The sequence below is a fragment of the Paenibacillus sp. FSL R5-0623 genome (assembly GCF_037974265.1).
Classification (GTDB): Bacteria; Bacillota; Bacilli; order Paenibacillales; family Paenibacillaceae; genus Paenibacillus.
The window spans coordinates 1291028-1303629 of record NZ_CP150233.1 but is presented as its reverse complement, the minus strand read 5'-3'; the positions used below and the strand labels follow the sequence as shown (position 1 = coordinate 1303629).

General features: G+C 48.6%; 8 protein-coding genes. 3 read left to right on the top strand and 5 right to left on the bottom strand.

What is annotated here, in order from left to right; translation table 11 throughout:
* The first annotated feature begins 45 nt into the window (after positions 1 to 45).
* Positions 46 to 546 carry a hypothetical protein gene (locus tag MKY92_RS05830; RefSeq protein WP_339299636.1) on the top strand — a complete coding sequence of 167 codons (501 nt, stop codon included), beginning with the start codon at positions 46 to 48 and terminating at the stop codon, positions 544 to 546.
* 34 nt (positions 547 to 580) lie between these two features.
* On the opposite strand, the gene MKY92_RS05825 is transcribed toward MKY92_RS05830, so the two are convergent.
* Positions 581 to 1012 carry an Lrp/AsnC family transcriptional regulator gene (locus MKY92_RS05825; protein ID WP_339299634.1) on the bottom strand — a complete coding sequence of 144 codons (432 nt, stop codon included), beginning with the start codon at positions 1010 to 1012 and terminating at the stop codon, positions 581 to 583.
* Between the two features lie 130 nt (positions 1013 to 1142).
* Here MKY92_RS05825 and MKY92_RS05820 point away from each other — a divergent pair, with 130 nt between their 5' ends.
* Complete coding sequence (locus MKY92_RS05820) at positions 1143 to 1901, top strand: MBL fold metallo-hydrolase (RefSeq protein ID WP_339299632.1); 759 nt, start codon at positions 1143 to 1145, stop codon at positions 1899 to 1901.
* Positions 1902 to 1985: 84 nt separating this feature from the next.
* On the opposite strand, the gene MKY92_RS05815 is transcribed toward MKY92_RS05820, so the two are convergent.
* On the bottom strand, positions 1986 to 3491 hold the full coding sequence (locus MKY92_RS05815) for an alpha-N-arabinofuranosidase (RefSeq protein WP_339299631.1): 1506 nt from the start codon (positions 3489 to 3491) through the stop codon (positions 1986 to 1988).
* A gap of 183 nt (positions 3492 to 3674) precedes the next feature.
* On the opposite strand from MKY92_RS05815, the gene MKY92_RS05810 reads away from it, so the two are divergent.
* Positions 3675 to 4583 carry an ArsR family transcriptional regulator gene (locus MKY92_RS05810; RefSeq protein WP_082218994.1) on the top strand — a complete coding sequence of 303 codons (909 nt, stop codon included), beginning with the start codon at positions 3675 to 3677 and terminating at the stop codon, positions 4581 to 4583.
* 120 nt (positions 4584 to 4703) lie between these two features.
* On the opposite strand, the gene MKY92_RS05805 is transcribed toward MKY92_RS05810, so the two are convergent.
* The 3 genes from MKY92_RS05805 to MKY92_RS05795 all read right to left on the bottom strand — a co-directional run bounded on the left by MKY92_RS05805 (position 4704) and on the right by MKY92_RS05795 (position 12381).
* Positions 4704 to 5498 (bottom strand): SH3 domain-containing C40 family peptidase, encoded by a 795-nt coding sequence (locus MKY92_RS05805; RefSeq protein WP_339299629.1) that lies wholly within the window; start codon positions 5496 to 5498, stop codon positions 4704 to 4706.
* 522 nt (positions 5499 to 6020) lie between these two features.
* A complete protein-coding gene (locus tag MKY92_RS05800) occupies positions 6021 to 9296 on the bottom strand; it encodes a glycoside hydrolase family 48 protein (RefSeq protein ID WP_339299627.1) in 3276 nt (1091 codons plus the stop codon).
* Between the two features lie 91 nt (positions 9297 to 9387).
* Complete coding sequence (locus tag MKY92_RS05795; RefSeq protein ID WP_339301708.1) at positions 9388 to 12381, bottom strand: glycoside hydrolase family 9 protein; 2994 nt, start codon at positions 12379 to 12381, stop codon at positions 9388 to 9390.
* Positions 12382 to 12602: the final 221 nt, after the last annotated feature.

Sequence of the window (12602 nt, the reverse complement as noted above, 5' to 3'; positions counted from 1 at the left end):
CACGTTTGGCATATTGATCAGCATTGTTAATTAGGAGGAACATCTATGCAACAACCCGAAACACCCAAGCGTGACCATCAGCAGATTCGTTACCGACGCAGCACAGCCCTATGGAAAGGAAGTTTATGCTTCCTGTTCCTTCTCTTGTGCGTGAGCTTATTATGGATCATCGTGGACGGACAAGCCGAAAGACTGGAGACCATATACTATTCCATTGCAGCCGTGCTGGGTATGTGGTTGATCGGGCCATTGTTCTTCATGTTCCTGTCTCGACTAACTAGAACTCCCACTGTTTTGTTGTCTTGGGATGATGATGCGTTGAGCACGGGCAAACGGAAGATTCCTTGGAGCCTTATTCGTAAAGTTGAACTCGCCTCACCCGCCCGTAGTAAGTGGCTACTATCCACCTCACCCATGCTCGTCCTGTACCTGAAGGACGGCACGCGATCTCACGTTCAGACCGATCACCTGCTCAGCAAAAAAGAGCTGAATCAGGCAGTGACTTTGCTTCAGCAGGCTTTACAGGAACAGCAGCAGGATCGTTGAGCATCGGGATGGATGAGGACAAGCTTCCCACACATCACTGTGATTTCTCTACACCTATGGACAGGCTGACTTTGTAATTGCCGTAAGGAAGTAATGCTTCCAGCAGTTGACCAAGCTGCTCTGTGGTGCCGGTCTGCACTCTCATCAGATAACAGCCTTCCCCGCTCACACGGTGGACTTCAACGATGTCCTCACGTTCGGCAGTAAATGCACGAAAGGCGGTATGTCTGTCGCCGGAGTTCAGAAAAACCGTGACAAAAGCCTGTAGACCGAGACCTATACGTTCGGGGTTCCATTTTACCGTGTACCCTTCGATTACACCCAGATCTTGCAACTTACGCACCCTTGCACCAACAGCCTGCCCTGTAAGATGCACCTCTTCACCAATTTCTTTATGAGAACGCTTGGCATCCCGGATCAGGATCTGCAGAATGCGTATATCTGTGTGATCTATCGTTTCATTCATTAGCTTCAGCAATCCTTTCACCGTGAAATTAGTGCAACCTGTTTCCATTCATCATGTTATGTACGACGTCAAACGGGTTGTATACCATATAGGGTAATACTATTAAACAACCTGAAGGAGTGCAAATATAATGAAAATTCAATTGATTCGCCATGCTACACTCTGGCTGGAATTCGGAGGGCTGAATATCCTCGTTGATCCGATGTTGATGGATGCTGAAGTCATGCCTGCATTTCCAAACACACCGAATGAGCTGCGTAACCCGAGAGTCGGTCTGCCTGAAATCGAAACAAATTATCTGAATCCGGATCTGTTGATTGTCACACACACCCATCTGGACCACTGGGATGAAGCAGTAGCGAAGCAATTTCGCAAGGACATCCCGCTGATCTGCCAGCCTGGGGACGAGAACGTATTTCTGGAGGCTGGATTCACGGATGTAACCGCTGTAGATGAGAAGCATGAGCATCATTCTGTCCGATTCGCACGTACTTCCGGGCGTCATGGTACGGGTGAAATCGGCGAACGTATGGGAAAGGTGTCCGGCTTCGTACTTGAAGCAGATGGAGAACCTGTCACGTACATTGCCGGGGATACCATCTGGTGTGAAGAACCCGCCGAGGCTATTCGCCAATATAGCCCTGAAGTCATTGTCCTAAACGCCGGAGGAGCTCGCTTCGTAGAGGGTGATCCCATTACAATGGACGGGCCAGACGTTGCAGCCGTGAAACGCCATGCACCATCTGCTCATGTCATCGCGGTGCACATGGATGCAATTAACCATTGTGTGGTGTCTCGCACGGACCTTGCGACTTATCTGGCATCCGAGCAGTTGGATGGTCAGGTGCTCATTCCACGTGACGGCGAAAGTTTTGAGTTTAAAGCGTAAGTGAGACCGTAGCACGTGACGAAAAAAGCTGGATGCGATGAACTCGCACCCAGCTCTTTTTGATTCAAGAAGCACGCAGATCCATTACTGGACTTTCAAACGGATTACGTTCCATGATGCTTTCGCCAAGCTCGCCGTAATCAGGGTATCGGATATAACTGCACCCCCGCGATTATGAGGAGCAACACGGTTTGGTTGTGCTGCCGTATTCGATGCTTTGAGATCATCACTTTCCAGCACGATGTGCTCAATCACGGTACACTTCCCGAAGCTGCGCAAGTCCACTTCGAGCGGAAGGGATTCTTCCAGATGGCGGTTGACTGCAAATACAGTCACTTCACCCTGCTCTTCGTTATGCACTGCAATAGCTTCCAGATAAGGTACATCTGTGATTTGTTTTGTATCGTATTTCGGAGACTGGATCAATGGCACCAATGCTGTTCCACGTCCGAAGAGAGACGTATGCATGAATGGATAGAAGATTGTCTGTCTCCATGAACCACCGCCCGTATCTGTCATGATCGGCGCAATCACGTTAACGAGTTGTGCCAGACAGGCCATTTTAACCCGATCCGCATGTTTGAGCATACTGATCAACATACATCCAACAAGCAGTGCATCCTCGTGGTTATAGATATCCTCGAGCTGTGGCGGAGCAATCTGCCAAGGGTCCATCTTCGAATCATTTTCATTGGAGTGATACCATACATTCCACTCGTCAAAGGACAGATACATCGTCTTCTTGCTGCGCTTCTTCGCTTTGATATAATCACAGGTCGCCTTCACCGTATCGATAAAGCGATCCATTTCAAGCGAGCGTGCGAGGAACGTTGGCGTATCTTGCTCCTGGTTGCCGTAGTATTGATGTAAGGACAGATACTCCACGTGATCATACGTATGATCCAGCACCGTTGCTTCCCATTCCGGGAACGATGGCATGTTCAGGTTCGAACTTCCGCAGGCTACCAACTCAATCGTCGGGTCTGTCCACTTCATGACTTTTGCCGCTTCCACAGCTAACCGTCCATACTCTTCTGCCGTTTTGTGACCAATCTGCCAAGGGCCATCCATCTCGTTGCCCAGACACCATGTTTTGATCGCATGAGGCTCTTTATAACCATGCTTGATGCGAAGATCACTATAATACGAACCTTCCGGATGGTTGCTGTATTCCACAATATTACGAGCTGCATCCGTACCCCGTGTTCCCAGATTGACCGCCATCATCACTTCGGAATTGGCCTGTTTCGCCCAATCCACGAATTCGTTGAAGCCAAATTCATTGGTTTCAATCGTTCTCCAAGCCAGTTCAAGTCTGCGTTTGCGTTCTGACACAGGTCCAACCGAATCTTCCCAATTGTAACCGGATACAAAATTACCTCCAGGATAACGTACAATCGGTACATTCAACTCTTTGACCATCTCCAGCACATCCGTGCGAAAACCCTGTTCGTTCGCAGATGGATGTCCTGGCTCATATATTCCACCGTACACGGCACGTCCGAGATGCTCAATGAACGAACCGTATAAACGCTTATCAATTACGCCAATTGTAAAATCTTTGTCTACCGTCATTTTTGCTTTTTCCATAATGAATTTCAACTCCCTTAGATTAATATAAAAATTAATTGATATTCTATGGATCAACGTTCATATTTATATTAAAATCGATTATAGCCTTAATTTCAACAGGAACTTTGCAAAATGTTATTATTTTGGCTGGATTTATGTTTAACTTAATTCTATACTTACACGAAAATTGGAGGAACAATTGTGATTAGAGCAAATACCGATGCCGAATGGCTTCCCCTATATGAAGCACTTGCCAGTGAAGTCCGTTTACAGATCATCCGCCTTGTTGCAGAGACACCCATGAATGTGAAGGACCTCGCTGCTTCACTGGGTTTGAGTAGTGCCATCGTGACCATGCATGTCCGCAAACTTCAGGATGTGGGCATTATTCAGTCCAAAATGATACGTAAAGACGGCGGCACACATAAAATGAACAGCCTTGCTGTAGACTGGATTGGCATCTCCATGCCGCAGGAAAGTGGCACAGCCCGCAAGCTGCACGAAGTTTCTGTACCTGTGGGACACTACACCCACTTTGATGTCTATCCGACATGTGGTCTGGCTACGTCCAATCATGTTATCGGACAGTATGATGACCCTCGTTATTTTCTCGATCCTGAGCGGATGCATGCCCATATTCTATGGTTTGGCCGTGGATTTGTGGAGTACAAAATTCCAAACTATATTTTATCCGGACAACAGATCAATGCGATTGAATTGTCCCTTGAGATCGGATCAGAAGCCCCTTCGGTGAATCCGAATTGGCCCTCGGATATTACATTCATGCTGAATGGCATCCGATTAGGGGAATGGACAAGCCCTGGAGATTCAGGCAACGGACGTGGCATGTTCACCCCGGAATGGTGGAGTGACAGTGTCAATCAGTACGGCATGCTCAAGGTACTGCGAATTACCAATGAGGGTACGTTTATTGATGGACAACATCTATCCGACATTACACTCGCAGATATCCCGGTCGAACGCAACCAATGGACTCTTCGTCTTTCGGTGGAGGAAGATGCTCAGCATGTAGGCGGGCTTACCTTATATGGCGAGGGATTCGGCAACTACAATCAGGATATCCTGTTCCGACTGTACTATCACGATTGAGTTTTTCAAAATAATAAATAACACCAAAACACCTCCCACTCGCCTGTCAAAGGCAGAATGGGAGGTGTTTTGTATGCATATGAACATGCGTGGATTATTTAAGAAAGTTCTTGTTCTAACCTACAGCGCACTGCCACCAAACAGGAAGCGATACTCCCAGTGTTTGCCGGAGATATCACTAGTTGTTACACCACCGCCAGCGTTGGAATACGTATGTAATACCTTGCCGTTACCCAGGTAAATCCCTGTGTGCGTAATGGTTGCTCTAGATTTATTCACGCCCGAATACGATGATGCAGAGTTGCCTTTATACGACATGAAATACATCAGATCGCCGCGTTTCAGGTTTTTCCAGTTCGTCTGAACTGTACCCTTGGCTTTTACATAGTCTCCCTGTTTGCGGGAATCCGCTGGAAGCTTGATGCCAAGTGCATCAATGAAGGCCTGGCGTACAAAGCTGGAACAGTCAAAAGTAGCTGTGCTGTTACGACTGGCTCCGAACTCATAAGGTGTCCCCAAATATTTCATTCCCGCTGCAATCACTTTTTCTACAGACGCATTGCCGGTCACCGATGTACCACTATTCGAACCCGATCCGCTTGTGCCGCCACTAATCGCTTGTGTGTATTTGGATGAAGAAGATATGTAGCCTGTCCGGTTAGCAGAATCCTTAATCTTATACCAATCCGAACCGGATTGCTGAAGCACCGTTACCGTTTCCCCTTTAGCGACCAAGCGAACAATCTTCGCAGAAGAAGAAGGTGTTGTGCGTAGGTTTACGCCCCAAATTACTTTTACTTGTGAATTGTTAACAGCAGCTGCCGATACCTGTGCCGTTAGTGCTCCTGTCGTCAGACTTCCCATCAGCATCGTTGCTGTGACACTTGCCGTAATAATCGTTTTTTTCCAGTTCATGATGTCGAGTTCCCCCTGATGTTACAGAATTTTAACCTGGCTTGGTTCTCCCGGGCTTGCCCCATTGTAAACGGGCTATCCATAACGTTCATCAGTCAAAAGTCCTGTATTGATGTAGGCGAACTTGAGCACTAAGTATCAGGGTTTGTCCATCATCTACTGGAAAAATTCACTGCTGATCCCTTCTTTTTGAAAGGTTAAATTATTGTAACTATTTGATGTGCTTGATTTTTCTGCGATACAAGAGCTAGGCCGTTTCTCATTCAGTGTATATGCCATATGACCTAGTTTTTAATGTTTAAAATCGCAAATATGGTAAACATTACTATGATTCATTTGCCGATTACCGTTCCCCGAATTCACATTTTTGCCTCCAACCTCAATACGGATCGATTTATCGGCAGTGTCCGTTTGATTATTTCATATTTGTGCTTTTCCATAAAAAAAGAAAAGCCAGGGATTTCTCCCCGGCTTAACCTGTATGATGAGTAACATCACTCTACAGCTGGTCGATCAACTCATTTAAGGTTCAATTCCCCATACCTTGGCGCCATCCTGATAAGCTGTCACTTTCGTCCAGGCACTGAAGGCCGTTTGGGTGGAATCAAAGGAATAATCATTGGTTTGATCAAAATTCGTCCAGTTGTTTTTCGAGAAACGTCCCTGGATGATTCCGGTTTCGGCACCTGCGGCCAAACTGCCGGCACCTGCTTTAAATTCAATCTCCAGATACGTATCTGCCGTGCCCTTGGCCGGATCTATCGAAACAAAATGCCCTTCCACGTTACCGCTGCCAATCTGTGCATAATCACACCAGAAGCTCAGATCAGCGGCACTATCCTTGGTGAAATAATACCGGATCTTCACTTTGCTCAAGTCCACAGCAGTTGTACCTGTATTCTTCACATTAAATTGTGGAGTAATTGCATTGACCGAAGTTCCTGAACTACCATTACGGTATTGTACTTCAAGTGTTCCCGTTGTAACTGGAGGTGCCAATGGGGTCAACACCAATACATTTGAATTCGTCTGACCACTCGTATTCATGGCTACGACTCTATAATTATAAGCCGTACCATTCACCGCTGTAGCGTCGGTATACGTCAGTGCGGTCAAACCTGTTGCCAGATCAGCATATGCCCCGGTGCCTACCGAACGTTGTACCTTATAACTCGCTGCTCCAGCTGATGCGGTCCATGTCAGTACCGCCTGGGCATTGCCAGCCGTTCCAGTAAGGTTGAATACGCCTGGCACAACGGTACCTGCGAGTGGTGTTGCAGATGCCTGTGTCGACGGTGCAGACTCACCTACGGCATTCACCGCAGTGATGACATAATAATACGTTGTACCGTTGGTCAAGCCTGTATCTGTGAATGTCGATCCTGTGATCCCTGTCGCTACAGACGTATAAGGACCACCATCCACCGCTGCACGTTTCACAGTATACGAGACTGCACCAGCGGCTGCGTTCCAATTCAGAACCACTTGCTCACTTCCTCCAGTTGCTGTTACGCCAGCAGGAGCAGCGGGTACTTCCACTTCCGGACTATCGGAATCTCCGAGGAGACGATCATACTCGCCGTACGCTGTAGCCATATCCACCTGTGACCAGAACCGGTGATACGTAAAGGTAGGTGCACCGTTTTCCCACTGTTTCGTGGTTGTGTTATATGACGTTTTGTACAGATTATCCAGGTAAGCCCATGCCGGATCTTGCTTAATGGCCGGACGCAGATCGGAGTATCCAATGTATACGCCATTGCCACCTTTTGCCGGATCGGAAGGTACACCTGCTGTACCTGGAATTGTATTACCTTGACCAAAGGTTCCAGACCAGTTCGCCGGGATATAGATCTCTTTGGCAAAGAAGCGGAAGTAGTCTTTACGTTCTTCTTCCGTAACAATCCCCACACCATCATTGTAGTCCCAAGCTGTATCCAGCAAAGCCTCAGCCAAATCCTTGGCTTCTTGGCCTTCCGCGCTAAGTGTACCGTTCTCTGCCTGTGTTCCCGCTGCGAAGAAGGTCAGAGCTTTAACGTAACTTCCCAGAACTCCTGTGTCCTGCACTGGATCTTTGGTCGTTACACGGAAGTTTGGATTTTCCGTAAACGAACTGAATCCATTCCATTTGTCCGGTTGACCCTGCCATTCCTGACCACCCGGAATCCAGAACTCTCCCGGAGCCGGCGTTGTTGCTACCTGAACATTAGTTCCACCCAAAATGCGCTGTCCAGCCGCATTCAGATAATAGCCTTGCGCATCCGTCACCGGACGCTCACCTACAAATACATAATCCTTACTCCAGTCGATCCACTTCGTGATCACCTTCTTGGCCATCTGGAAGTTCTCAGAGGTCAAATCACCGCTCTCCGCAAGAATATAGTACATCTCGGCTACACGCTCCAGCGGCCATGCCTGGAATCCAAACCAGGTGTTGGAATCTGGATCACGATATACAGGTGCCTCCTGATAAGCCATGTCATAGAATGTACTTACGCCTGCCGGATAGGCTTTGTATGAACCATCCAGACTGTTCGTTGCTCCCCCGCCGATAGCTCCTTCATGAGATTGTAGCCAAGTATAGAATTCCAACTGACGTTTCAGCGTCGCATTCCAATCTGCCTTCGCTGTTGCTGATTCCGGAATCAAGCCGCCTGCCGGGTCAGACAAGGCATACGCTGCAACCGGGTTTTGATAAGCCTGATGGGTATGGCTTGCTCCAATGCGCCAAGCCCAATCCCCACCTTGACCCAAGCCACCGCCCCAAGACGTATACCAAGCCATGAGATACATATTGGAATCCTTGCCTGTTCCTGGAGTTGGTGTACCACTCTTTGCACTTCCAATTTTCTGGAAGTATTTATCATACATGCCATAGCGCAGATAGTCCCCCATCTTCTTTGCTTTATCCAGATATTCCGGATTGTTGTAGCCCATCTCCTTCGCCCAATACAGTACCTGTACAGCACGCGCATCGGCATCCGTTGCGTTGGTGTAACGCCATTGCGCTGACGGTACCTGATTTTCCTTTGTGAACAAGCTCATGAATCCTTCGTTTGCCTTACCAAAAGATTTATCATCCTGGGATGGATGCGGAATGGCTTCCCACACAGACTCCTGCTCCCCACGCTGGAACGTGTTCACATAGGTAGCTGTATGTGATGGATTCAACAGGTTTCCATATCCATACCAGTCATCCACATCGACCAGCCAGTGCATGAGATAGGTCTGATTGTCACCATAGGTCGCCTTAAGTTCGGCATCAATCGGGTCTTTACCCGCTGCATATTGACCATTAAGTGCCGATGGATATTGATCAGGAAAAGGTTTTTCCGATGCGTATGTTGCAGGGCTGTTCGGGTTGTATGAACTCATCGTAGGCTGCTCTTCCTTGCCGTCACCTTCGTTGACCGGAATAATGTATTTCTCCATACTGTCCCAAGCTGCTTCCAATTGGGACCAATCTCCCGTGTAGTGACCATACATGGTTTCCAACCACAGCCAGTAACTGTATGCCTCAGATGTCGTCATATGACCATAATCCGGGGCCTCACTGAGCAGGGTCTCAATGGAATGATACGGTAGACCCTCTGGAGAAAAATATCCGTTCGCCGGATCCTTCAACTGATCATACAATTGCAGAAACCGGGCTTCATTAATGGTGTCTGCCTGAATCTCGATGGCCTGATCTGCGGCATGTGCCGTCTGCGGCCCTGCCCAAAGTCCGGTGTATCCAGTCAACATGACGGTTCCCGCCAGCATGGCTGTTAAACTTTTCTTCGCAGCTGATTTCAACATTAATATATACCTCCCTGGAATAGTGGAAATTGAATATAAACGCTGTTGGTCTGCCCATGCTGCTCTTCTTCGGCCAATGATCTTGAGCTAGTTACGGCTCCAAACCCCATACTTTGGTGTTTCCCTCATACCCGGTTACCTTGTTCCATGCGGCAAAAGCCGTCTTGGAAGCATCATAGGAATAATCATTACTTTGATCGAAATTGCTCCAGTTATTTTTGGAAAAGCGTGCTTGAATCACGCCGGTCTCTGCTCCAGCGGCCAAACTGCCTGCTCCCGACTTGAAGCTGATCTCCAGATACGTATCTGCGGTACCCTTCGCCGGATTCACTGCCACAAATGTACCTTCAACATTGGCCGTGCCCATCTCGGCATAATCACACCAGAAAGTCATTTGATCCGCACCATCCTTGGTGAAATAATATCGGATCTTCACGGTACTGAGATCAATCGCTTGTGTTCCGGTATTCTTCACGTTGAACTGTGGAGTCACCGCATTATTTGAATTCCCGGACCCTTCGCTGCGGTACTGTACTTCGAGTGTACCGGTCGTCACCGGAGATGCAGAAGGCGTCAGTGTCAGGACATTGGACAGTGTCTGTCCGTTCGCATTCACGGCTGCAATCCGGTAATTGTACGTGGTGCCATTCAGCGCTGTTGTATCGGTGTAAGTCAACACGGACAATCCGGTTGCCACATCTGCATATGTCCCGCCTGCCACCGAACGTTGTACCTTATAGCTAGTCGCGCCCGAGGCTACTGTCCAAGTCAGGACCGACTGCCCATTACCAGCTGTCCCACTTAAAGTCAGTGCTCCCGGCACCGTCGAAGCTGCTTGCGGGGTAGCCGACACCTGCACAGAACCCGGTGATTCCCCTGCTGAATTCACAGCAATCACTACATAATAATAAGCTGTCCCGTTGGTCAGTCCCGTGTTTGTATAGGTCAATCCATTAACACCTGTTGCAACAGTTGTATATGGTCCTCCACTCACCTCGGAACGCTTTACCGTATACGACTCGGCCCCGGATACAGCAGCCCAGGTCAGGTTAACCTGACTGCTTCCCGCCACAGCCTGCACGCCAGCAGGTGCGCCTGGAACCGTGACTGGTGTAACACCAGGCTCCTGTCCATACACCTTCACCCCTGCATCATAGACTGGAAGGTATATGCTCTTCACAGGGGTGCCTGTGGTCAGCGTCTGGAACGAATGATCATTGCTGGCATTCCATGCACCCTGTGGGCCTGTAATGCGGAACTGTACTTCTTTACGATAATTCCCTTCCCCACCTGGATAGATCTTGGTATTTCCGAAGTTCGCCGTAATGGCATAGATATGCTGGGCTGCATTCACCACAACTGGTTGGGATACCGTCGCCCCCTCCGTATAGGAGGTTGTCACTTGCACGTCCGATACCGTACGTCCGGCAGCATACACTTCACTCAAATCCAGGAAATACTTAAAAGACAGTTGATCTCCCATTCGGGCAGGCCAAGCGGAACGATTATTAAGCTGTGCTCTGATTTCCGTATAATTGGCACCTGATGATTTGATCGCAGCCTCCACATAGAACTCATCTCCCTTCACCTCAGGTGCAGGGAAGTTCGCAAGGGGCTGATGATTCTGACCAAACAGCAAATTCATCTTTGCCAGTGCGCCGGTAAAACCAGCATTGTAATCGGTTGCGACCTCATTACTCACGTAATCCCCGATATCATCGGTATATCCATCCGATGCATCCGGTCCACCGACCATGGCACCATACAGAATGTGGCGATGGTTAGCCGGGATATCTTCGTTATTCAGCCATGAACCGTGAGCAGTCCGATGATGCGGATGTTGAGGTGCATTTTGCCCATATCCGACCACATAACTGCTCTGACGCGGATTATCGCCCAGAATATAATTCATCTGTGAGACAGCAAAATCCTGATATCTTGACTTTTTCACAGGATCACTGACCCAGTCGGAGTATACAAAAGAAATAAAGGATGCATTCGCTGCATATCGGAGCGATCCCCACTGATCCAGCCACGCCAGACCTCCTGGCGTATACTTAACTCGTGTCCCATTGACTCCAACCGTCCAATAATCCAGATTGCGCTCAGTCGACTGAATAAATCTCGTCGCCTCCGGCATGTTCAAACTGGACGTAATACGGGCAAGCAGAATCTGGGCACCATAATGTTTACTGTCCCAACCTTGTGTCCAGGTATACGGCCAATTGGCTGAGCCTCCGCTAGAAGACCACCGGTCCGTAGCTGCAATGGCTTTGGACAAGTAAGCGCTATCATTAGTAGCTAAGTAAAGCCATGCTCCTCCCCATGCCAGCTCGTCTTCGTATCCTGTCCACGAGTTATAAAACGCTGCGGCATCCGTGATACAATCGGTGTATTCCCCCCGATATGTGTCTGCGAAGTTGTACAGCTCTTTCGCATGTTGGAGCAGTCTAGCCGAATATGCCGGATCATCATCTGCAAATACAATCGAAGACGCTGCCAGCGCTGCAGCCGTTTCTGCCGCCAGATCACTGCCCGGGCATGTAGCATCGATCTTGAACGAAGGGCGGTTCATCTGCATGACTTCTGCCGGTCCCCACCAGGCATGGTCAGTATTCCCGGCTCCGACTTGTCCCCACAATTCATTAGGTTTCGTATGCGCTTTCATAAAATAGTCGGTTGCCCATCGGATATTATCCTTGATCTCCTCCAGTTGTCCGGCCTGTTCATAACCGTCGCCGTATTCCACGACAGACCAGGCGAGCATCGTTGCGGAAGCAGCCATCGGAAAGCCAAATTTCACGTGATCTCCGGCATCATACCATCCTCCGGTCAGATCAACGCCTACATCAGCCCCATCCTGCATGCCAGAATTACCACGCCATTCGACCCGATTACTGGCTGGCAACGGGCCCGAACGCTGTGCTTCATAGAAGTAAATGGCCTTTTGCAGTGCTTCAGCATAGTTCTGATTTCCAGCGGCCGCATCCGCCTTACGAATTCCTGTGCCCATCGATAAACTCCCTGCCAGTAGTCCTGCCGATAACGCGATCACAGCGACTCGTCTCCACCAGCTCCCCTTCATGTTCAACTATTCATCTCCTCTTCATCAATATTCCGTATGCATTACTCTGAACTGCAAGTTTTTTATCGCTCCTCCCCATGGTGTATTTCAGTGTAAGTTCCACCATTAATTACCATTATAGCCGTTTGTTTCACTAGCTATATAAGCGTTGGTGACTTCTGAAATAACATTGTTGTGACCTGCTCTGCGTCATGCGACAAAAAAAACTGTTTCTCTAACAC

Excerpts from the sequence above, each read along its gene's own strand:
- MKY92_RS05830 (WP_339299636.1), top strand. The coding sequence starts at position 46 with ATGCAACAACCCGAAACACCCAAGCGTGACCATCAGCAGATTCGTTAC.
- MKY92_RS05825 (WP_339299634.1), bottom strand. The coding sequence starts at position 1,012 with ATGAATGAAACGATAGATCACACAGATATACGCATTCTGCAGATCCTG.
- MKY92_RS05820 (WP_339299632.1), top strand. The coding sequence starts at position 1,143 with ATGAAAATTCAATTGATTCGCCATGCTACACTCTGGCTGGAATTCGGA.
- MKY92_RS05815 (WP_339299631.1), bottom strand. The coding sequence starts at position 3,491 with ATGGAAAAAGCAAAAATGACGGTAGACAAAGATTTTACAATTGGCGTA.
- MKY92_RS05805 (WP_339299629.1), bottom strand. The coding sequence starts at position 5,498 with ATGAACTGGAAAAAAACGATTATTACGGCAAGTGTCACAGCAACGATG.
- MKY92_RS05800 (WP_339299627.1), bottom strand. The coding sequence starts at position 9,296 with ATGTTGAAATCAGCTGCGAAGAAAAGTTTAACAGCCATGCTGGCGGGA.
- MKY92_RS05795 (WP_339301708.1), bottom strand. The coding sequence starts at position 12,381 with ATGAAGGGGAGCTGGTGGAGACGAGTCGCTGTGATCGCGTTATCGGCA.